Source organism: Paraburkholderia acidisoli, assembly GCF_009789675.1.
Taxonomy (GTDB): Bacteria; Pseudomonadota; Gammaproteobacteria; order Burkholderiales; family Burkholderiaceae; genus Paraburkholderia; species Paraburkholderia acidisoli.
Genome location: NZ_CP046916.1, coordinates 655,111 through 672,901 on the forward strand (window position 1 = coordinate 655,111; position 17,791 = coordinate 672,901).

The following is a 17,791-nucleotide window of genomic DNA, read 5'->3' on the forward strand; positions in this document are numbered from 1 at the left end:
GGGACTGGCTTTTCGACCGCGCGATCTAGGTGCGGGGCAAATCGTTAATGCGGAATGGACAAGAGGTACAAGCCTTGCCCGCGGAGGTTCCAACCGCTGGAAATTCGCATTTCCTGAACTTCCGTGATAGCACCATCCGGGATCGGCGTCGGGATCTTCATCGGCGCTGGCATGTCGGTGTACATCGCGTTCACCGCCTTCGTGGACGGTTGAACGTCACCGAACACGTTGGTGTTGATGCCGGGCATATCGGGTTGCTCGATTTCCGGGATGGTCAGAATGACCATATCCGCGCCGCCCGCGCCCTTGCCCTGCAACGTGTCATCGAAGTAGTACTCGACTTCATCGCCAGCTTCTGCGGTCACGTTCGCCACGACCTGACCCGTCGTCGACGTGCCAGCACCCGGACGCTGATATGCCGTCACACGGACGATGTTGGCAAGTTGCCAGTTCAGCAGAATGCGTTGCGGCCCGATGAAACGAATGCGGTTCGTGATCTGCGCGCCTGATTGGAACATGCCCGACTTGATGTTCACGATCTGCGACAGCAGCCACAGCGACATATCGCCATTGTCGTAGGTCGATGCGGTCGTGTTGCCGTACTGGTCGGGAGGCAGAGTAACGGCTGTCGCAGCAGCAGCGTTGAGCAGGCCTTCGTTGTTCGACGGCTGGTAGCCGTAGAGCAGCGCTGTGCGCATTTGCTGATAGATGCCCTGCCGAGCGGCCAGATCTTGAGCGGCGGGCAGGCTCACGTTGTAGTGAGCCGCTGCGGCGATGTCGTGATGATCCCAGATCGATCGCGTGCGAATCAGGTACGTCTGTGTGCTGTACTGCGTGCCAACAAGCGTTGCCGAAGGCAGGAAATTACCGGCAGCCTGGGCCGAAAGCGTTTCCGTGCGCAGATCAAGCGCGTTGATGTAGACGTACAGGTCATCGTTGCCGAGTTTCACCTTAGGCTTGTTGCCGGGAAGTGCGGCGAATGCGCCCGATGCCTGCGCATACGTGACGATCAGATCGGGTTCCGCGAAGTGCGGATTGACCCGTACCTGGGCGGGGAAGTTGTTTGCCATGTGGTGGGCTCCTTAGATCTGGATGATGGCGGCCGAACCCGTCGTCCAGGTGAGAGCCCCGGTGCCCGAGTTGTAGCTGACGATCTTGCTGTTCGAGTTGAATGAGATGATGCGCGTCGTGGACGGCAGTGCGAATGCGCCGCTCGTACCCGATGCGGTCAACTGGAACAACACCGGATCCCAATACAGCGTCTGATTGACTGCGCCACCTTCAAGAGATGCAACCAGCGATGCGAGACACGAAACAGCGATGCGGGCATTCGAGCCAGTGCGGAAATAGGCCATCGTCATGCCAGCAACAGCCTGTTGCACGTTGTTGCCGGCACGAGCAGCATGTTGTTCGACTGGTTGAAGACCGTAAAGCCGGTCACAGTCCCTGCGCTCGCTGCGGGCGTGATCGAACTGCCGAGTGCGTTGGCGTTGACTTGGGCGACTGTTTCTTCGATCGCCAGACCGCCCCACATCGGCTGCGTTACGCTCGACCCGACAACGCCGCTCAAAAGCCAGTTCTTCGTCGACGGATCGTCGAAGTAGTTACCTTGAACGTAACCTTCCGTTTGCAGGAGGAAGGTATTCTGCGGCGAAGTGGTCAGCGCCGGATTGAAGCTGATGGTCATTTATCGTGCTCCGTGATTTTGACGCAGGACCTTGGCGACAACGCCGTGGTGTTTGAAGTGATTGAGCCAGACATCCATATCGCCGTGGTATTCGGTAATCTGACGACCGGCGCTGTCCATGCGGATGGTCGGCAGGAGGCGGCCGGCGGGCATCACGGACGGGCTCTTGGCATACGCCTGTGCGTCTTGACGGATCTGATCTTCGATCGTGTCGAACACGGCACCGTCCAGCGAGTCAAGGCGAATGCCCTTGAACTTGTCCGAGTGCTTCTGGAACTTTTCAGCCAGGCGCTTGCGATAAGCGATCGGCGTTTCGAAGTGCAGGGGAGCCGGTACCGAATCGCCGAGCATCTGCGCGACCGAATCCCAGCGAGCTTGCGCGGCGCTGAGTTGATCGCGATCCGATGCAGACGGGGGCGTGGCGAGTGCCTTGATCTGCGCGTTCATTGCCTCGATCTGCTTCTTCATCTCGGCGTTTTCGCCGCGCAACTGGGCATCCGCGCGAACTTGGGCGTCCATGCGTTCCTTCTCCTCTTTTTCCTTGCGCTCTTTCTCGGTGCGTTCCGCCTCTTCCGAGTCGAGGCGAGCTTGCTCAGCGTCCTGCCGCTCCTTCAGTTCACGCGCAGCCTTGGCTTCTGCGGTTTCTTCTGCGGCGCCAGCAGCTTCGGCAGCGGCCAAATCAGCAGCCGCAGCAGCTTCGTGGCCGCTTGCATCTGGGCGAAGCTCTGCGGCCGGCATTGTTTCGCCGCCTTTTTGCTCGATTGCATCCATGCGCGCATTCAATGTCGAATATGCTTCATCAAAGCGCTTGCCGAGAGCGTCGGCCCACGCGGGCACTTGCTCCTGAACGTTTTCGTCCATCTGTGAATCTCCGTTATTAATTCCGCTGGGCTCGCCGCCCTTATCCCAAACACCAACCGGGCAAACCGCCAGATGGTCGAGGAAAGAGGGTTTGCCTTCTATGAGAACCGTTTTGCCGTCAATCTCGACGGTTTCGGTCGAGCCCGCGTCGCGGAAAATCACCGCGGGACTAGTCGATTCGTGCGATGTCAACATCAGTTGAGCACCGTCCGAATCGAATATCTTAACTACACCGCGGACCTCATCGCCCGCGATATAAGGAAAGAAAATCGAGCCGATATTTCGGTCTCGATACTCCTGCGTGTTAAGGGCGCCTTTGGAGTGCAGGAAGAGAACCGGTAGGCCGTAACAGCGCTCGCGGAACTCTTCGGTGAGGAATGTTTCGGGCGGGCGGTAGGCGTACTCATCGAGCGCCTTGCGATAGCTCGTGCCCGTTCCGGTGATCCGAAGATCAAAGAGCCACGCACCTTCATACTTCTGCGGAGAGAGCAGATAGCCCGCGGCCATCCGCTTGGCGATATCGAGTTCATTGCCAGTAACCAACTCGATCGTGCGGGCGACCGGCACCAGCATGTTTTCTGGCAGGGCATCTGCGGCGGCCCATTGCCATGCTGTGTGCTCGTGGTTTAGCTTTGGCTCGAATGGCTCTGGCACGTCCTGCAGGAAGCAGGTGTATTCACCGCTGCCATCGGGAATCGGATTGCGTCGAACCGGCCAGCGAATGCCATCTGGGCACACGCCGATCTCTTCTTCGCATTCGCGGACTGCCGCAGCTTCGGGCGTTTCATCGCCTTCCGCGTGGCCCCCAGGCTGCTCCCATTCGCCCGTATCGCTACGCCTGACGAGCAGATAGAGCGGGCCGGGGGCGCGGAAGAGGACGCCGGCACAGTTAATTTGCGTGGATTCTTCGGCGTCTTGGCGGCTCTTTCCAGCCTCGCTATATGCAATCGCGATCGCCTGCTTCTCGGGCTTTCCTGCTGCGCGCTCGGTCGCGATGTTGTGGCTTATCGCCTCGCGCGACGATCCTTGTTCAAGCGGCATGAAAGTACCAAAAGAAAAAGCCACCCGAAGGTGGCTTCTATGTGTGGATGGTGCAAGTTAGACGTTGCCGAGGGGATCGCTCAATCTGACGAATTCGCCACTGACGAACTTGCCGAAACTGCTAGTGGCATCGGCAATCTGTGCATCAGTCAAACTGACGATCGTCATATAGTGGCGAGAGTTTTCGTATCCCTTGTCTGGATATGCGCGCTTCATCAAGTCTTCGCCATCCATGTTTCGCGTCGCCAAATGGTATGAGCGTTCGCCATTGGCGATGATTTCGAAACAGTACGCAGGTCCATAAGGCAAACTATCCGCATCACCTTGTGCGCGGAAAATGTAAGGCTTGCAGCTCAAAAGCGGATTCATGCAGTTACCTTCCTGTAAGTCGCGTCTCGTCGAGAACCTTGCGCCCCTTTTCAGTCAGCATTTCATCGGGCAATTCACGCAGCGCGTAGACTGCAACAACGTAGCACTCGCAGAAGGGCTCTTGGGCGGCGGCAGTTATTTCGTCGTAGTATCCGGCGTCGCCTTTTTTCACAAGACCCTGTTCGTGCGCCCAACTGCCGCGAATCAGATAGATCTTCTGATCCCGTTCTTTGTGGTCCTCACGATAGTCATACCCGGCACGTCGCCAATGCGAACGCCAGCGGTAGGCGATGGCGCCAGCCTGCGTCGCCACGACCTCATTGATCGCCGCAACAAGTTTGGCGCCCTGATCTATCTGGCAACGACGCGCTTCATACTTGATCTGCTGAATTGGTTTGGCGATGTTTTCCTTGACATCAACCTTCTCGACTATCCGCGATCCGCCATCAGGGATCGAGGTGGCCCAGCCAGAGAACCGGCGGAGCGTTTTCTCGATCGCCTCTTCTCGATTCAGCTTGATCAACTGCGCACTCGACCGAATGCGCCGATCCAGTTCTTCCCGCGCGAAAGGCTTAAGACGTTCTACCGTGAAGCGCGGCACGCACGGGTGATACTTGAGCACCGATGATTTGGAGAATGTACGGTCAAAGACCGCCTTCATCGCCAGTTGCATCCTGCTCTCAATTTCCTCCGGTGTTGGCAGGTCAGCGACCGCAGCAAGCCTCAAACGTCTCAGCCACTCGTCGAGCCGCCCAACGTCGTCGTAACCATTCTCTGTGATATCCCGAACGGCAGCAGTCAGGACCTCTTGGAATGTCTGACTGGCGGAACGGGATTTCATAGATGCGATGACTCGACAATGGGCTTGGGCTCGGTCTCAGGTGCAACTGGCTCGTATGCGGCGATCGCATCTTCGTCCAGTTCGAGCGGCGACGAGAACATGAGCTTGCGCTCGTTCATCGTCTCTGCGAGCCAGATTGCTGCGCGAGCCTTTTCGGATTGCGGCAGCAGCGGCGATAAGACTTCAACCGCAGAGATTGCCGCCTTCAGGATCTCGGAATCAACCTTGATCTTCTCGCTATCCGGTTCGACCAGTAGATTCGGCCATGTTGCAGTGAAGGCGTTCTTCCACTCGTAAAACGCCGTCTCGTAGGGCACCGACTTATATTCAGCATACTTGCGCTGCATCGTCTTGTAGAACTCTGGACTCCACGCCCGTCGCATCACGATCTGATCCATGAAGCGATAGGCCGGATTCATTTCGATGCGCATTCGATCAATGAAGCGCGCGATGATCTTGGCATCTTCCGAGCCTTCGCCGAATCCTTCAGTCAGCGTTTCCTGATAGAGCATCGAGGCGGGCATCTTGGCCGCCGTGGCGATGTTCTTGACGCAGTTGTTGCGCGAGAACTCTGCGGCATCACGGAGGTTCTTAAGATCTACTGATTCGATATTTTCATCAATACCGATCGAGATGACGTTACCCGTCTTGGCGCCTTTGAGCGCGGAGCGCTTAAGTCCAAACCAGTTACGCGCCCGCTGATCGATGATTGCCCCCGGTGATTTCATCTTCATCACCAGCAACGCAGCCTTTTCCGCCACTGCCTGGTCGGTGATCATCGTCTGGACGTAGGTTTTCAGCGGATAAAGTGCCCGCTGATAGACCGATCGCCCCACAAAGCCGAATGCGCTATTCGTCCACTCGATGTAAATCGGAGATTCATTGAGTGCGATTACCGCCAGGACGAGTGGTAATCCTTCCCCGCCACACGCAGATATTGAGGCTTCTGAAAATCAGGCGCATTGGGATTCTGGTTCAGCACGAGAGACCCCGCCGTATTCAGCGGATCCCACGTGTTGAAGTACACCTCCATCTCATGGAGGCGCTCATAGGGGAGTGGCTCGTTCGTCGGAAAATCATCCCCATTGAGGAATCGGCCACCGACACCCAGCGAGGCAATCCCATAGACGCGCTTGAGCGTCATGAGACCTCTGATGATCTCGTCGGCCCCCGTCATGCCGATCGCCATCCATTCGCGGTTGAATGCCGAGATCAGGTCTTCTTCGGGTGCGCCCGGGATTGTGATCTCGCGTTCTTGGCTTTGGGCCTCCTCAATAGGAGCCTCGGCCATCTTGGCACCAAGCGGATGAAAGCTATACAGCGTCTTGCAGCTTTCATACGAGGGAGCGGCGCCGGGCACGATGTCATCGGCCATCAGGATCCGCATGAGCGAAGACGGAACAGTAGCGCCAAGCCCGATTGATGCCTGGCTGCCGTCGTCAATTAATGGGTCGCTCATTTACCAGCCATATGAATCGCCGAGCGATATTGCTGCGGCATAACAGAACACGTCGAGCGCGTCCATGTGATGAGGCGTTTTCGTACCAATGCGGAAGCCGCACACTTGGGCAAGTAAGTGGTTGCGGGTCTGCCCCTTGTAGTTGGTCACTTTGTCGTAGGCATTGCGACTAAATTTCACGTCTCCGCGATAGACATATCCGCTCACCGATAGGGCTCGCCCCTCTTTCCCCATATCGACGAGCTTTTCCTCAATGGGATAAACGGGAAGCCCGCGACGCTCGGATTGCTGGATCAGCACGATTCCGCTGCCTTTATCTTCGACCCAGATACCGACATTGCCTTGCCGGGCACCCGTTTCCTTCGCCAGATCCTCAAGCCGTTGATTAACGGAGGGAAGCCATTCTTCGAGAAGTGCGCCCTGTATCTGAACAATGTCCCAATCAAGAATGATCAGTGGGTGTCCAGCGATCTTGTTGCGCGCGCAGTAGATAACAGCCGTACCGTCATGTTCAAGCCCATCTTTGAGGGCCGTGTCGACTACAGCAAAGACCTGATCGCATCGCGTCGGATATTCGACCGGTTGACCGTCTTCGAGAAGATTGACTTCGGAGAAGAACGCCGAACCGCGCCAGTCAACAAACTCGGCAAGAAACTCCTGCTGATATACCAGCGGCGGATATTCATTGACGAGCTTCGCTACAGCATCAGGATCCAGCTTCGGGTTCGAAGCGGTAGGAGCGTGGAATTCAACCCAACCCAGCGCTTTGTCCGTGCAAGCCTGATAGAAGAAGTTTTCGGGGTCTACGCCCTTCGGCGTCCCTGCCATCATCGCCTTACCGCGGCGATCCAGCAAAGTAGGGCGAATCGACTGTTCCCACGTCTCGCGCAAGCCCTTTGCTACGAGACTTGCCTCATCGACGATCACCCGATCATAGAAACGCGAGCGCCCGGCATCCTCGTCTTGCAGCGTCCAGAATTCGACGCACCCGCCTTTCTGTGTCTCGATGATCTGATCGATCTTCGACTTCGATACGACGACCGGGGAGATCGTCTGAAGCACCCGCTTATAGGTCGGGAGGTTGAGCTTGTATGTCGGCCCGAACCAGCCAACGCGCAACCCTTGGTAGGACCATTTCGTGGCACAACGCTCGAGCAGCGTGGTCTTACCGAAACGTCGCCCACACCGAACGACGACAAGATCGTGTTCGCTAAAAGCCTTCCCGATCTCAACCTGCTTCGAATGAAGCTCCTGTAACTTGACAGATTGCTTCATACGTCAGGATTTGGGTCGTCGAGGCCGGGGCCGCCTTCGCCGCCACCATCGGAATCAATCTTGATTGCTCCATATTTCTTTGGGAGCATCTTGGACATCAGCCATTTACGCGTCTCGACTCGCAGCTTCGACCTCTGAACGGCCTCGCCGTTGACGCGCCAGCCTACGGTATCGCCGTCTTTGCCGACGATTTCCATCCAGTCGTTTCTGCCATCGTCCGATATTTCAAGGATGTCATCGGCCATTGACTCAGACTGAAGCTCGCGCGCACGCGCGTACTGGTCACGAAAAGCTATATAACGGTCATCCCCCAACCAACGAAGAATAGTTGTCTTGGTCGGCATTCCTTCCAAGTCGCCGATCTGACGCAAGGTCATGCCGTCAATGATGCTTTCGCAGATCTTGTCCGCTAGCGCTTTAGAGAAACCAGACGTTCTGGCCATACCCGCAATGGGCATGCGCCCTTTATTTCTATGATTGGTGCCGGATGCAGGACTCGAACCCACCACCCACTGATTACAAATCAGTTGCTCTACCTGATGAGCTAATCCGGCGCAGAATAAGAAATGCCCGAGTGGGCAAAGCCGAAGGGTGTCGGCAGGAGAAACTGTTGCTTACCCAATGACTAGCTTGTCTTGGACGCTGCCAATCGCACGATCGGCGATGCTGCCGCGCCGGATTTCCAACATTTCGGAAATCTCCACAGCAGCCTTCATAACAGCAAGTGCACGTGAGATAACATGCTTCTCATCGGCACCGTTAATGGAGGCGTTGTATGCGACGTCCATTGCGCGCTGGAAGGCGTAATCGCCAAGATCTTTTGTCAAAAAAGCCATTTTGCGTCCCCTGTAAACGCAGATTAAGGAAAGCTACTGGTCGTCGGCCCGCATGGCACTTTGGCTTCCTATCGGAACGCGCGGCTAACGATATTCGCCTTCGAGAGTGCGCTCTCTGTCGGCCGACTTTAGCTACCGGTGTCGCCCAGCAGCATGAGAACGCACGCGCGAAGGCCCGCGACCCAAACGCATCGAGTACCACTCAGACATGCGCTGGGATGCGGGTTAGTAATCACCAAACTCCCGGTCGAATATCCATCTCACACCTTCAAATACCAAGCCGCCCATTCATCCATCCATCTTGACCATAGCCATGCGTTGCGAGCCATGGCGTTCAGGTAGTGGCTGATGATTAGATTGGCGTTCATGATTGAAGAGAGCGGCCCGCGCTGATTTCGAGCTTATGGGACTGTCTAAGACTTCGCTTCCCGTCCTGTAACGGATAGGTAATCGCCCCTACGGCGAACTCCATCGGGCTTTTGGGCTTTAACCCCGTTCCCGCGCGCAGTCAGCACCTGCGCATTCGCTCTCAACGGAGGGGACTGGCATGCGAGTGCGCGCCACTCACCAATCCCGTGCTGCGCGCTCCGTTGAGAGGACCGGTTACGCCGGTCAAGCGACCGCTTAGGGTATATGCGGTTCCGTCGTAACGTCACGGACCTTCCCAAACGCTGGCTCTAATTTTCTCCAGCCGCCACCGCAGTTTTTGGATTGCGGCTCCCGTCCGCCCAGCGACGCGCCGGACACTACCACATCAGCCCATCCAATACGCAAAGCGCAAGCTATGGGGGTGTCGCACCGTCGAGAGCGGCGGGATTCGAACCCGCGATACACGGCTGCCGAGGCATTGCCGTAGTCCATCCCATCTCGACTTATCGCTCTCAAGCATGGCGAACCCTTCACCCCGGACGGCCAGTCCTCACCTTTCGGCTGATAGGCACTTACACCAGACCCTAAAGGGATCGCCATGCGTGAAACGGCTGGTAACGAGTTCCAGCGCCGCTCTATCTTTGCGGCCGATTTTCGCGCCTAGCACACAGCCAGCACGCAATTACTGCGGCCGATGCTACCCAAGGGCTATCTGCGGCTACGGCGGTCATGACTATCAGAAAGCATAGGGTTGATAGCATGACGCGCCTTGATTACAAATCCCAACCTTCTCGCATGTTCAAGCGCTCCATTGGATCGCAGCAGCGCTGACCCTCTTCGACTACATTCGCGCAGTACCAGCAGCGGTAGACGTAGCGATGATTCATCAGCAAATGAGGATGCTACTGTCTGCTTGTTGACCGTTGGTGCATGTGATTGTGTAGGGCGGTGAGAATAGTGAAGGCGCTCCTGTCCAATACTTCTTCAGCAACTCGTCCACGCTCTTGCCCGCCATTGGATCATGCGTTCCGGGCTCCGGTCCGGTTTGCACGGGCGCCGTCATCTTCTTGAACACAAGGTCAAGATGCTCAAGAATCGACTTCCATTGCGCCGGGTTAGGCGTTTGGCCTTGCGTCAGTTCGGCAAAACCTTGGAGCCAATAAGCGAAATTCTCGGGCGTCATGCTGCCTCCAACATTCCGACATCGCAGCGATGCCGTTCAATTTCACCAAATTCGCGATGATGGACAATGCACTGCATGTCCCGACCCGCGCGATACCCATGCCCCGCGGCGTATGAATCCTGCGCCGCGAGAGTGCGAAATGACTCGCAGAGGACGCCCGGCAATTCCGTGACCGACTTTGAATGAATATGGCCTGTGTACCAATATCGATACAATGTTTCGCCCCAATCTTTCGCGCGATCACATGCCATGATGCCGCCGAGTTGGCCGTGTTTCGTCGTATCGCCATGAGTCGACCCGATCAAAACCTTGCCGAAACGGTAATACCAGTGTTTGGCAGGCCCAAGATCAACTTCTACACGGGATTCATTTGAAGTAGGCCGACAGCGTAAATGCTAGCGACCAAATCGCGTGCGGATCGTGATTGCCGGGAATCGCCTTGACGACGACCCTTGCGTGCTTTTCAAGTGCGCGAAGAATGGCATGTCGGTATGTTTCGATGCCGACCTGCAATACCTTCACATACCGCGAATCAACATCGAGCGGGTTATGGTGTTGGGGCGTTCTATTGGTGCCATCATCGGCATGGAATACGTCGCCGAGAAGGAGGAGAATTGCCGTTTCGGCAGGGGGCGCACTGGAAACTAAGCGATCAACCGCTCCAAGAGTCAATCTTCGCCCGATTTCGAGGTCAAACGCCTCCCCGCATTCCTTTGCCCAAACGTACAATCCCACATGAGGATCGCCGAACGGATAAACACACAGAAGGTCACCAAGTACACGTTTCGGTGATTCTGTAATTGGCGCCAATCCCCGAACATTTTCGGAGAGCACCGAGACGGCCTCGCGCACCAATTCTTCAGCTCGATTATGGTCAACGGCGGACTTAACCCACTGGCCCCGCGGCTTACCTTCGTCGTCATAGTACGTCGAAACGCCCTGGACGCGGAATCCATCGGGCACTACGTGCGTCCAATCATGCTCGGGCGAATAGCCCATCTTGGCCGCTTTCTGCTGCAACGACACAATGGCATTCCCCACCGTCCCGCGCGAAACACCCAACGCGTCTGCGGCGGCTCGCTGGCTACCGTGCTTCTCGATCGCGTCCAGATATGCAATCTGACGCTCCGAAGCAAATTCGCGCAGCTTTTGATCGATTGCCATAGGTCAGGAATTAAGCTGCGGACTAAACTCGCCGCATACCAGTTCGGGCGCGACAATTGGGAAGCTGCTACAGGGACAGCCTTCTTCGTAGTCGTATGTGACTGCGGGAGGATAGCGGCGGCACATCCATACGCCATTCAAATGCCAACTATGGCGACACGTTTTGCATGTCTCAGTCGGCTCCGCGACGATCTTTACCTGCTTCCGGGCAGCCATTACGGCACCAGCTTTCGTAATTCGTCTAGCCGCGCGGTCATGCTCGCCAGCAGCGCCGGATCGAGATTCCGAATGCGAATCAAGTCGGCCTCAATCGAGTCGATAATTTGCTGGACGTTCATGTGTTCTTCCCGGTTGAAGCGCCGGGACGATCCCCGTTGCGGAGAATGCGACTCGTGGATGGCTGAGCAGCCGAGTCGGCGAAGTCGGTGAATAAGGCCTCGGCGCGCTTGCGTGCGTCGCTCCACCCCGATTTGGCGTGGAGTGTGCCGCGTTTGCGTTGCCGCTCTTCCTGCGCCTGCTTACGCTCCAGAATAGCCATCGGATCGCCGTACATGTGCGATTCGAGAGGTTGAGAGCGTTTCATGGCGTAGAAATGAAAAACCCGCTCGGCGCGAACCGGCGGGGTTGGAATTCTGTGTGGTTTGGACGTAGCTCGACGACCACGGATGTAAAGGTACACCAACTTTTCTGAGTTTACAAGCCCTGTATGAAAATATTTTCGTCCGGTACTTCTTTTCCGAATTTCGACACCACAAAGGCACGCATAGCCGCAATTAGCGGATCAACTCCGTATGAAGTCGCGTCCATATCTCCCGTCGCGTAAGCCTTCCAATCAATCCCAGCCGGGATAATCCCAATACGCTCCCGCCCGATAATATCACCGCCGATTGTCCAATCCGATGACGGCCTCCATGCGGAGATAACATCTTCTCGGGCGATGCGCAGAGTTCCTTGTGCCGTTTTGAATATGCACGGAGCCATTTGCCCATCAAGAGCAAGTGCGGCCTCACGGGCGGTCTTGAATTCAATTCCCGATGCGCGAGCTACCCAGTAATCAAGAGTATCCCAGATACGAATTCCACTCTCACGCTGCCTCCGCACTAATCTTGATAAGCCCACGCGCGACAAACTTGGGGTAGAGCGCCTCCTTGGCTTGCTGGAAGAAGATGTGGATTTCTTCCTTTGAGAATCGCTCGCTCTTGAATACGTCATAGCCAATGCGCTTGTTGCGAAGCGTCGTTTGCAGGCCCGCACGCTGTTGCCACGTCAACCCCTCCACGAGCGCGTCAACGGTTTCGCCATTCCGCTTCCAGATTTTCAAATCAGAGATTGCCGCGGCTTCGTCAGCCGAAAGCCTATCCACCGGGAGCTGATAGGCGCGACAGGTTGAGTCGCAACGCGGCAAGCCCAAACGGACTGCATACACCTCCTGCCAGCGGTGCGAGGACACTAACAGGTCATCGACGAGATTCGATTCGTCCAGCGTCATTTCCTTCTCCCAGCAGGGGCGAATGCGCCCAAAGATTAGCGATCTGACAATGCTTAAGCATCCTAATTATATAGCGAATTCAATGCCTTGCGTTGCCGATCACCCTCTTACTTAGTAAAGATTTTCGGAGTAAAGAGTTCCGCCGTTTGTGTCATCGCCACCAACGCGACGAATGATCTGACCGGCTTCTTCGGCGATGCACCACGCAGCATGACGGTCAACAAATTCGCCTTTGTTCGTGATGAATCCTTGCTCCACCGGATCACCTTCCGTATCGAGCATGTTGGTCATGAAAGCATCCCAATGACGGATACCAAGCACGATTTGGCCAGTGAAGCGCTTGCGGTTTGCCGCGCATACGATTCGACGAATCACTTCCCATCCGCATCGTGAATGCACACGAAATCGACGTGTTGATAGGTATCGTGCAATTTCTGCTCGACGGACTGCCCAGCAGTCTGACACGCGTTCTGTTGATAGAAACGCGCGCTTGTGATGGCGATGTCGTCGTTGTGCGACATCATACCGGCGTGAATCATTACCAGGAGAATCCAGTTCATACGGCTTCCTTTTCAATTAGGTTGATGCCAATTTTCTAGTCCTGACAGGCTCCCACTCCGCGTAGGCAAGATCGAATACAAGCCTCTTTTCTGCGCGCGTAGCCGATCCTTGGTCCAGCCACCTATGGCACCAGAAACACCCTGGCACAGTCTTTTCGTGACTAGATTTGATTCCCATGCCCTTGCCGGATGCCAAACTATTGTCGTGGCATGGAACAACCGTCTCGTCGGCAGGAACGCGCCAGCATTCGGACGCCACGCGCAAGTAGCAATCGGCCCCGCGGCACGCTTCAAGATACTTCGACCCCTCCGCGACGGTCGGCTTCTTAACGCGCCGCTTCATCTCGCTTCTTTTAAGTTGCTGTTTCGCCGTAGCGAGGGGCCATGCGCTTCGTTTGAGAGGCGTTTTGCGAGGGCCGAATGATGAGCGTTTCATTCGCTCCGCTCCGATTTTATGGGCCGAAATTTAAATGCGAACGCCCACGGCCCAACTATCAAACGCCAACACGATCCGTCCTTCATGATGAGATGCGACAGAGATATCACGTGGTATAGACGGCTGCGACTTTTGCGCGTGCGGTCATACCAAATCTTCTTCCCGCCGTGACCGGTAGCCTTTCGAATTATCATTTCCTCACCTTGCAATCAAAGACCTTCGAGCCGACCAAGAAAGAGCCCATAAGGTTGCATTCAGCGGAAACGGTGGAATAGGCTAGTACCCATGCTACAAAGAAAATTGCAGCGCCTCGGATCATTTCGACCTCCTAAAGCCGACAGCAAATCCTTGCGCGATTGCGGCCACGCAAAGATAAGCGATATATCCCAAAATGCCGTCAAAATTGGATGCTCACCCATGAATTGCCAGCCGTTCATAACGTTCTCGCTTCGGCGCGCTTCGTCGCCTCAATGGTCCGCCATGCCTCAATCTTTGCTTCGGCTGCCGTGATAAGCCAGCGGAGTCTTTCCTCCTCAGCGGTCGCGGTTTGCAATGCCTCCAGAACCTCGATGTATTCAGGATCGGCGTAGGCTTCGCGCTCCTGCATCGCAGCAGTCTTGTGGCCTTTAAGCTCCGCCGATCGCATCAAAAGTGCCTTCTTGCTCTTGCGAAAGTTCTCTAGATATACGCGCTGAGCTTTGGCTTGTGCGTATTCCGGTGCGTTGTCGCGGATAAAATCCAGACAACGGAAGATGTTCAGTTCGCTATCGTCGCTCATCCCATTCTCCCCAGCGCGAACGCACAAACAGTCACCAGACAACATACCCACCATGTGCCCGATTCAGGTCCGATTCGGCGGCATGTCAGCGACAGAAGTAGCACCATTATTAGGGCAGCCAAGAGAGGCCGGTCAGTGCGAAGTTGGAGGTAATCATTTCACACCCACATAGCACTCACGCATACAGACCGGGCAGTTGTGCCGAAGAACATCGCCATCTCGCTGGTTCGAGATGTATTGGCATTCGCGCTGCGTAGCCTCAAAAACCGTTTTGCAGCGAGTGCATTGGAACGTATAGGCACGTTCTTCAGGGATTTGACCGCGAGTGATGATTTTCAAGCGGCCTCCTTATTTCCCGCAGCCCAGAATTCGGCGGTCGCCAACTCAAGCAGCGTGCCAACGGTTTCCTCGATCTTGTAAAGGATTTGCATCGCCTCTCTAGAAACAAATCCCTTTGCACTCGCTTCTTCGAGCTTCGATTGCAATTGCCCAATCTTCACCACCAGCTCAGCACTCTGCATCTTGACCTCTCCATTTCACGTTTTGATTTGCCAGCGCCCAGCCATTCGGGCAGTCGCGCCATGTTTCGCCGTCAAACCACATTCGCCACTCGTAGATCCAGCCGCCATCGAATACCTCAGCCTCGTAATAGCCAACTCGGACAGGCTTTTGATTCGGCTCGTACCAGTCGGTCTTCACGCTGCTTCCTTTTTGTCGTCATTCGTTGATTGAGCGGCTAGGGCGCGACGCTGCGCTTCCTGCAAGATGCGAGCGAATTTGTCGTGTCCGCAGAAGATGCCGTTGTCGGCCATGATGGTCAGCATCTCCCGGTGAGTCATTCCAACGACTAACTCGGTAGGTTCTTTGAGGGGCTTGGTCATTTCATCTCCAGCATCGCGCCTTTAATCGATTCCTTTATTGCTTCCTCAATCGGGACGTACTTTTCGGCATCCCAATAACCGTCGTATGTGTAACATCCGCTCGGATCGCGAACCGTGATGTACCAGCGCTCATCGTCAACGCGCTTTACCCAAATCTGATGACTGTCCCACTCGCCGAAGAATTCGTTCGGTTCGTTGATATCGACGGTGCCTTCGTCGAGGATTTTTTGTAGGGTCATGCCGCCTCCTTCAGATCGTCAACATCCATTGATTGCTGATAGATTCTTGACGGCAACGTCGCCAAACTTTTTTCGTCTGCGACACGCGCCCCGAAGAGGGCGGCTGTGAGCGGATCACGATTCGGAGTGGAAGATTTCGTAGCGGCTTTCTTTCCCCGCTTTTCCTCGTATCGCGCACGATGAAGCTTCATTTTTTCGCTGCGCACTTCCGGAGATTCCGGCTCCGGATATGACGCATCGGGCTTATTGCCGAACGCCCAGATACGCGTTCTACTGCCGCCATTTTTCCCGATGTCATAGTCACAGATATAGACCTTTTTATTTTGATGGAAGCATTCTAGGACGTGATCAATCGTGACTTGCGATAGACCAGTCTTGATTACGAGAAGAGAGGTAGTGGCTTGCTTCGACTCGCGAAGTGCGACACTAATTGCCTCTACGTTCTCAGGCTTGTGAGGGAGGTTCAGTGAAGTCTTCGAGCGTCGTTTAAAGACTGGCAATTTCGCCCAGTCCGATTGCCTCATCACGAATGGGGTATGTCGCGGTTTTTTGCACACTACGTATCCAGGAATCTCGGCGACAAAATGAAGCCGCTCTTTGCGATACAAGCGAGTACGAATGTCCACAGCTACTGTCGGGTTCATGCTGCCTCCTTCAAATTTGCGATCTCACGGGCGACTGCGGCCCATGCGGCAATGCTTCCTTCGATGGCCCATTCGTAGCGCAGCCAATTTTCAGCAGTGTTCACGCCGAGTTGCTGGCCGAGCGCCCACACTGCGCGCCATTCGTCGCGGTCCTTGCGATAGAAAAGGACGGGTAGCGCTTTTTCGCTCGTTGCTTGCATCGTTGCTTGCAACCACCAATCGGAGACTTCGCCGCGCGTTGCCGTAGCGTGTCGCTTCACTTCGATGCACCAACCGGGGACGCCTTCAAGATCAGATTCGCCATCGAGTTGTCGAACCTTGCGGCGAACAGTCCAGCCAGTCAGGTCGGAGACGATCAACGCAATCTCACGCTCGCCGGTCTTTCCTTTGTTACGCGACTTCAATCCCATTTCGCACTCCTATGCATATCTGTTACTTGTTGGCCCATCGAGTTATCTCCGTTTAGACGTCTACCGTATCCGCTAATTCGCCCACGTAAGGGTGGGGTATTCCGTGCGTCGCGCAATACACCGCCAATCCTTCGCCGCCACTAGCTGCGTAACCTGTTCGATGGGCCTGCGCGAGCGATGCAAGGTAATGGCTAAATTCGTTCGGCGACTCCCGAAGTGCGGCCTTTACGTGATCTTTCATCCATTCTTGCCACTCGTAATACCAAGCGAGATATTTCAAATCCTGAAGAAGTTGGGGAGAGATGCGCATTAGAAGCTCTCAAGATCAACCGATTCGCCGTCAACCGGATATTTCCTCGGCAACTGCCCACGGTTTTCAACGTATTGCATTGATGGACCGTCAAACCAAAGCCCGAACACGCCTTCGTAATCGCCGTTGCGCTGCTTTTCGAGAGACAGGTAGCAATCCGGCTCGCCCATCACCAAATCGGCCTCTTCGCGCTTTAGTTTCAGTTTTTCGCTGCCAACCGCTTCCTTGCGCTTGTTGCGCCACACGATGAAAAGATTGTCGGCAAGGTCGGTAATCGAACCGCTGCCCTTAACATCGAACTTGCCGGGCCGGTCGTATTCACTGCCACCTTTCTTCACGTGAGCAATCAGGTGAATGTGCGCGCCGGTATCGTGAGCAATGGCCGTCAGCGAATTCACGAAATCCTTTTGCCCGTTGTAGTCATCGTCTCCGGCACGCACTTCATCAGGTTGTCGATGACGAAGTGTTGAATGTGGTAGTTGTCCACGGCGTACCGAATCACAGCGAGCATCTTTTGCGGCTTGACGCTACCGGTGTGGTCATAGAGCCACAGACGGTTATCAGTCCAGCTATGCAGGCTACGAATGAACTCCTGAGAAGGGCGCGCATCTCCGGCAGCCTGCTTGCTCATGCGCAGCATCGTCTTTTCTGGCTTCATTTCCAGCGAAGCTATGCAGACGCGTTGATCCTGCATACACAGGTCAAGCGCCACCTGGCTCGTGAGCATCGACTTGCCGTGGCCGTTAATGCCGCCCCAGATCGTGACCTCCGAACCGCGAAACGCAAACCGGCCCTCGGTTTTTTGCCAGCCCAACTGAATATCCGGCACCGTCGCGCGCGTATATAGCGCGTCGATGACGCCTTGCGACCATTCGCTGGCAGGGCGGATCTTATGAACGTCCTCCGGCTCGGACATGTAGTCCGACAGGTTGATTTTTTCTCCGTCGATGACTCTCATT

The 17,791-nt window shown here is 55.5% G+C and carries 29 protein-coding genes and 2 tRNA genes; all 31 read right to left on the minus strand.

From position 1 onward, the window contains the following. Positions 1-44 precede the first annotated feature (44 nt). Entirely contained in the window at positions 45-1,070 is a 1,026-nt protein-coding gene (locus tag FAZ98_RS31740) for a DUF2184 domain-containing protein (RefSeq protein ID WP_158957683.1), read from the minus strand. Positions 1,071-1,082: 12 nt separating this feature from the next. Continuing rightward, positions 1,083-1,361, minus strand: coding sequence for a hypothetical protein (locus FAZ98_RS35820; RefSeq protein ID WP_233272950.1), 279 nt, complete (start codon positions 1,359-1,361; stop codon positions 1,083-1,085). Further along, complete coding sequence (locus tag FAZ98_RS35825) at positions 1,358-1,687, minus strand: hypothetical protein (protein WP_233272951.1); 330 nt, start codon at positions 1,685-1,687, stop codon at positions 1,358-1,360. Before FAZ98_RS35825 ends, FAZ98_RS35820 begins: the two co-directional genes overlap by 4 nt. Next, positions 1,688-3,589 carry an NUDIX hydrolase gene (locus FAZ98_RS31750; protein ID WP_158957684.1) on the minus strand — a complete coding sequence of 634 codons (1,902 nt, stop codon included), beginning with the start codon at positions 3,587-3,589 and terminating at the stop codon, positions 1,688-1,690. Positions 3,590-3,646: 57 nt separating this feature from the next. Then, positions 3,647-3,958: a hypothetical protein gene (locus tag FAZ98_RS31755; protein ID WP_158957687.1), complete on the minus strand. Its 312-nt coding sequence runs from the start codon at positions 3,956-3,958 to the stop codon at positions 3,647-3,649. 4 nt (positions 3,959-3,962) lie between these two features. Continuing rightward, positions 3,963-4,799, minus strand: coding sequence for a hypothetical protein (locus FAZ98_RS31760; protein WP_158957689.1), 837 nt, complete (start codon positions 4,797-4,799; stop codon positions 3,963-3,965). Further along, on the minus strand, positions 4,796-5,578 hold the full coding sequence (locus tag FAZ98_RS35830) for a hypothetical protein (protein ID WP_233272952.1): 783 nt from the start codon (positions 5,576-5,578) through the stop codon (positions 4,796-4,798). Before FAZ98_RS35830 ends, FAZ98_RS31760 begins: the two co-directional genes overlap by 4 nt. A gap of 113 nt (positions 5,579-5,691) precedes the next feature. Continuing rightward, entirely contained in the window at positions 5,692-6,258 is a 567-nt protein-coding gene (locus FAZ98_RS35835; protein WP_233272953.1) for a DUF1073 domain-containing protein, read from the minus strand. After that, complete coding sequence (locus tag FAZ98_RS31770; protein ID WP_158957560.1) at positions 6,259-7,533, minus strand: hypothetical protein; 1,275 nt, start codon at positions 7,531-7,533, stop codon at positions 6,259-6,261. It lies immediately after the preceding gene. Next, complete coding sequence (locus FAZ98_RS31775; RefSeq protein WP_158957562.1) at positions 7,530-7,991, minus strand: terminase small subunit-like protein; 462 nt, start codon at positions 7,989-7,991, stop codon at positions 7,530-7,532. The genes FAZ98_RS31770 and FAZ98_RS31775 overlap by 4 nt, the downstream gene beginning before the upstream one ends. 20 nt (positions 7,992-8,011) lie before the next feature. Further along, positions 8,012-8,087: transfer RNA gene (locus tag FAZ98_RS31780), tRNA-Thr, on the minus strand. A gap of 60 nt (positions 8,088-8,147) precedes the next feature. Beyond that, positions 8,148-8,369: a hypothetical protein gene (locus tag FAZ98_RS31785; RefSeq protein ID WP_158957564.1), complete on the minus strand. Its 222-nt coding sequence runs from the start codon at positions 8,367-8,369 to the stop codon at positions 8,148-8,150. 802 nt (positions 8,370-9,171) lie between these two features. Then, positions 9,172-9,252, minus strand: a tRNA-OTHER gene (locus FAZ98_RS31790). Positions 9,253-9,624: 372 nt separating this feature from the next. Further along, positions 9,625-9,921: a hypothetical protein gene (locus tag FAZ98_RS31795; protein ID WP_158957566.1), complete on the minus strand. Its 297-nt coding sequence runs from the start codon at positions 9,919-9,921 to the stop codon at positions 9,625-9,627. Between the two features lie 366 nt (positions 9,922-10,287). Next, positions 10,288-11,085 carry a helix-turn-helix domain-containing protein gene (locus tag FAZ98_RS31800; RefSeq protein ID WP_158957691.1) on the minus strand — a complete coding sequence of 266 codons (798 nt, stop codon included), beginning with the start codon at positions 11,083-11,085 and terminating at the stop codon, positions 10,288-10,290. 215 nt (positions 11,086-11,300) lie between these two features. Then, positions 11,301-11,423, minus strand: a complete 123-nt coding sequence (locus tag FAZ98_RS36005) for a hypothetical protein (protein WP_267904872.1) — start codon at positions 11,421-11,423, stop codon at positions 11,301-11,303. Further along, entirely contained in the window at positions 11,420-11,638 is a 219-nt protein-coding gene (locus tag FAZ98_RS35495; RefSeq protein ID WP_199272464.1) for a hypothetical protein, read from the minus strand. Before FAZ98_RS35495 ends, FAZ98_RS36005 begins: the two co-directional genes overlap by 4 nt. 140 nt (positions 11,639-11,778) lie before the next feature. After that, positions 11,779-12,204 carry a phage protein NinX family protein gene (locus FAZ98_RS36225; protein WP_407672146.1) on the minus strand — a complete coding sequence of 142 codons (426 nt, stop codon included), beginning with the start codon at positions 12,202-12,204 and terminating at the stop codon, positions 11,779-11,781. After that, positions 12,170-12,574 carry a hypothetical protein gene (locus FAZ98_RS31815; RefSeq protein WP_158957697.1) on the minus strand — a complete coding sequence of 135 codons (405 nt, stop codon included), beginning with the start codon at positions 12,572-12,574 and terminating at the stop codon, positions 12,170-12,172. Before FAZ98_RS31815 ends, FAZ98_RS36225 begins: the two co-directional genes overlap by 35 nt. 111 nt (positions 12,575-12,685) lie before the next feature. Beyond that, entirely contained in the window at positions 12,686-12,865 is a 180-nt protein-coding gene (locus FAZ98_RS31820; protein ID WP_158957699.1) for a hypothetical protein, read from the minus strand. A gap of 80 nt (positions 12,866-12,945) precedes the next feature. Further along, complete coding sequence (locus tag FAZ98_RS31825) at positions 12,946-13,134, minus strand: hypothetical protein (RefSeq protein WP_158957701.1); 189 nt, start codon at positions 13,132-13,134, stop codon at positions 12,946-12,948. A 16-nt stretch (positions 13,135-13,150) separates the two neighbouring features. Further along, positions 13,151-13,570 (minus strand): DUF1364 domain-containing protein, encoded by a 420-nt coding sequence (locus tag FAZ98_RS36230; RefSeq protein ID WP_233272954.1) that lies wholly within the window; start codon positions 13,568-13,570, stop codon positions 13,151-13,153. A gap of 433 nt (positions 13,571-14,003) precedes the next feature. After that, positions 14,004-14,348 carry a hypothetical protein gene (locus tag FAZ98_RS31830; protein ID WP_233272955.1) on the minus strand — a complete coding sequence of 115 codons (345 nt, stop codon included), beginning with the start codon at positions 14,346-14,348 and terminating at the stop codon, positions 14,004-14,006. A gap of 335 nt (positions 14,349-14,683) precedes the next feature. Next, positions 14,684-14,869, minus strand: coding sequence for a hypothetical protein (locus FAZ98_RS31835; RefSeq protein WP_158957578.1), 186 nt, complete (start codon positions 14,867-14,869; stop codon positions 14,684-14,686). Continuing rightward, entirely contained in the window at positions 14,856-15,047 is a 192-nt protein-coding gene (locus FAZ98_RS31840) for a hypothetical protein (RefSeq protein WP_158957580.1), read from the minus strand. Before FAZ98_RS31840 ends, FAZ98_RS31835 begins: the two co-directional genes overlap by 14 nt. Continuing rightward, the gene (locus tag FAZ98_RS31845) at positions 15,044-15,229 is read right to left on the minus strand and encodes a hypothetical protein (RefSeq protein ID WP_158957582.1); all 186 of its coding nucleotides are present in this window, start codon (positions 15,227-15,229) and stop codon (positions 15,044-15,046) included. The genes FAZ98_RS31840 and FAZ98_RS31845 overlap by 4 nt, the downstream gene beginning before the upstream one ends. Then, entirely contained in the window at positions 15,226-15,468 is a 243-nt protein-coding gene (locus FAZ98_RS31850; RefSeq protein ID WP_158957584.1) for a hypothetical protein, read from the minus strand. Before FAZ98_RS31850 ends, FAZ98_RS31845 begins: the two co-directional genes overlap by 4 nt. Then, a complete protein-coding gene (locus tag FAZ98_RS31855; RefSeq protein ID WP_158957703.1) occupies positions 15,465-16,112 on the minus strand; it encodes a hypothetical protein in 648 nt (215 codons plus the stop codon). Before FAZ98_RS31855 ends, FAZ98_RS31850 begins: the two co-directional genes overlap by 4 nt. After that, positions 16,109-16,522 carry a putative PDDEXK endonuclease gene (locus tag FAZ98_RS31860; protein ID WP_158957586.1) on the minus strand — a complete coding sequence of 138 codons (414 nt, stop codon included), beginning with the start codon at positions 16,520-16,522 and terminating at the stop codon, positions 16,109-16,111. Before FAZ98_RS31860 ends, FAZ98_RS31855 begins: the two co-directional genes overlap by 4 nt. Positions 16,523-16,831: 309 nt before the next feature. Next, entirely contained in the window at positions 16,832-17,230 is a 399-nt protein-coding gene (locus FAZ98_RS31865) for an AAA family ATPase (RefSeq protein ID WP_158957705.1), read from the minus strand. Beyond that, positions 17,227-17,790: an AAA family ATPase gene (locus FAZ98_RS31870; RefSeq protein WP_158957707.1), complete on the minus strand. Its 564-nt coding sequence runs from the start codon at positions 17,788-17,790 to the stop codon at positions 17,227-17,229. The genes FAZ98_RS31865 and FAZ98_RS31870 overlap by 4 nt, the downstream gene beginning before the upstream one ends. Between the last annotated feature and the right edge of the window lies 1 nt (position 17,791).

What these genes read in the sequence shown, in the direction of transcription:
- FAZ98_RS31740 (WP_158957683.1), bottom strand. Translation starts at nt 1,070, where the DNA reads ATGGCAAACAACTTCCCCGCCCAGGTACGGGTCAATCCGCACTTCGCG.
- FAZ98_RS35820 (WP_233272950.1), bottom strand. Translation starts at nt 1,361, where the DNA reads ATGACGATGGCCTATTTCCGCACTGGCTCGAATGCCCGCATCGCTGTT.
- FAZ98_RS35825 (WP_233272951.1), bottom strand. Translation starts at nt 1,687, where the DNA reads ATGACCATCAGCTTCAATCCGGCGCTGACCACTTCGCCGCAGAATACC.
- FAZ98_RS31750 (WP_158957684.1), bottom strand. Translation starts at nt 3,589, where the DNA reads ATGCCGCTTGAACAAGGATCGTCGCGCGAGGCGATAAGCCACAACATC.
- FAZ98_RS31755 (WP_158957687.1), bottom strand. Translation starts at nt 3,958, where the DNA reads ATGAATCCGCTTTTGAGCTGCAAGCCTTACATTTTCCGCGCACAAGGT.
- FAZ98_RS31760 (WP_158957689.1), bottom strand. Translation starts at nt 4,799, where the DNA reads ATGAAATCCCGTTCCGCCAGTCAGACATTCCAAGAGGTCCTGACTGCT.
- FAZ98_RS35830 (WP_233272952.1), bottom strand. Translation starts at nt 5,578, where the DNA reads ATGATCACCGACCAGGCAGTGGCGGAAAAGGCTGCGTTGCTGGTGATG.
- FAZ98_RS35835 (WP_233272953.1), bottom strand. Translation starts at nt 6,258, where the DNA reads ATGAGCGACCCATTAATTGACGACGGCAGCCAGGCATCAATCGGGCTT.
- FAZ98_RS31770 (WP_158957560.1), bottom strand. Translation starts at nt 7,533, where the DNA reads ATGAAGCAATCTGTCAAGTTACAGGAGCTTCATTCGAAGCAGGTTGAG.
- FAZ98_RS31775 (WP_158957562.1), bottom strand. Translation starts at nt 7,991, where the DNA reads ATGCCCATTGCGGGTATGGCCAGAACGTCTGGTTTCTCTAAAGCGCTA.
- FAZ98_RS31785 (WP_158957564.1), bottom strand. Translation starts at nt 8,369, where the DNA reads ATGGCTTTTTTGACAAAAGATCTTGGCGATTACGCCTTCCAGCGCGCA.
- FAZ98_RS31795 (WP_158957566.1), bottom strand. Translation starts at nt 9,921, where the DNA reads ATGACGCCCGAGAATTTCGCTTATTGGCTCCAAGGTTTTGCCGAACTG.
- FAZ98_RS31800 (WP_158957691.1), bottom strand. Translation starts at nt 11,085, where the DNA reads ATGGCAATCGATCAAAAGCTGCGCGAATTTGCTTCGGAGCGTCAGATT.
- FAZ98_RS36005 (WP_267904872.1), bottom strand. Translation starts at nt 11,423, where the DNA reads ATGAACGTCCAGCAAATTATCGACTCGATTGAGGCCGACTTGATTCGC.
- FAZ98_RS35495 (WP_199272464.1), bottom strand. Translation starts at nt 11,638, where the DNA reads ATGTACGGCGATCCGATGGCTATTCTGGAGCGTAAGCAGGCGCAGGAA.
- FAZ98_RS31815 (WP_158957697.1), bottom strand. Translation starts at nt 12,574, where the DNA reads ATGACGCTGGACGAATCGAATCTCGTCGATGACCTGTTAGTGTCCTCG.
- FAZ98_RS31820 (WP_158957699.1), bottom strand. Translation starts at nt 12,865, where the DNA reads ATGACCAACATGCTCGATACGGAAGGTGATCCGGTGGAGCAAGGATTC.
- FAZ98_RS31825 (WP_158957701.1), bottom strand. Translation starts at nt 13,134, where the DNA reads ATGAACTGGATTCTCCTGGTAATGATTCACGCCGGTATGATGTCGCAC.
- FAZ98_RS36230 (WP_233272954.1), bottom strand. Translation starts at nt 13,570, where the DNA reads ATGAAACGCTCATCATTCGGCCCTCGCAAAACGCCTCTCAAACGAAGC.
- FAZ98_RS31830 (WP_233272955.1), bottom strand. Translation starts at nt 14,348, where the DNA reads ATGAGCGACGATAGCGAACTGAACATCTTCCGTTGTCTGGATTTTATC.
- FAZ98_RS31835 (WP_158957578.1), bottom strand. Translation starts at nt 14,869, where the DNA reads ATGCAGAGTGCTGAGCTGGTGGTGAAGATTGGGCAATTGCAATCGAAG.
- FAZ98_RS31845 (WP_158957582.1), bottom strand. Translation starts at nt 15,229, where the DNA reads ATGACCAAGCCCCTCAAAGAACCTACCGAGTTAGTCGTTGGAATGACT.
- FAZ98_RS31850 (WP_158957584.1), bottom strand. Translation starts at nt 15,468, where the DNA reads ATGACCCTACAAAAAATCCTCGACGAAGGCACCGTCGATATCAACGAA.
- FAZ98_RS31855 (WP_158957703.1), bottom strand. Translation starts at nt 16,112, where the DNA reads ATGAACCCGACAGTAGCTGTGGACATTCGTACTCGCTTGTATCGCAAA.
- FAZ98_RS31860 (WP_158957586.1), bottom strand. Translation starts at nt 16,522, where the DNA reads ATGGGATTGAAGTCGCGTAACAAAGGAAAGACCGGCGAGCGTGAGATT.
- FAZ98_RS31870 (WP_158957707.1), bottom strand. Translation starts at nt 17,790, where the DNA reads ATGAGAGTCATCGACGGAGAAAAAATCAACCTGTCGGACTACATGTCC.